Genomic DNA, 456 nt, shown 5'->3' with positions numbered 1-456 from the left:
AACCATACCGTTTTTTCCATTGCTTATTTGAGCCATGAAGCTGTTGCCAACTGACGGCTAAGTTTCGTGGATGCCCTTGTTCCCATAGTGCAGCACCTTCCCTAGGTGGAATGAGCACTAAAGCGCGTTTTCGACGAACGGCTGCGTGACAGGCTTTCGTGTCGTAAGCACCATCACCCGAGATATTGCGGATTTTTCGATGGGTTTGCTTAAGTAAATTGGGCATCACTTCAGCGTCTGTTACACCTGATAAACTGAGTTCTGCGGCAATAATTTCATGGCTATGTGTATCTACGGCAATATGCAGTTTACGCCACACTCGGCGCTTTCCATCTGTGCCATGTTTCTTCACTTTCCACTCACCTTCGCCATAGACCTTCAAGCCTGTTGAGTCGATAGCTAAGTGCTCAATGGCGCCGCGAGTCTTGGTTTTAAAAGCAATATTGACCGTTTTCG

At 47.4% G+C, this 456-nt stretch carries 1 pseudogene; it reads right to left on the bottom strand.

Annotated features, from left to right (window positions below):
- A pseudogene (locus MO387_RS20830) lies at positions 1-456 on the bottom strand (IS5-like element ISSod12 family transposase); the annotation flags it as partial.

It is taken from the genome of Shewanella sp. N2AIL, assembly GCF_022690845.1.
Lineage (GTDB): Bacteria > Pseudomonadota > Gammaproteobacteria > Enterobacterales > Shewanellaceae > Shewanella > Shewanella baltica.
Note: the sequence above shows the minus strand (reverse complement) of the source record. Positions and strands in the feature narration are given on the sequence as shown.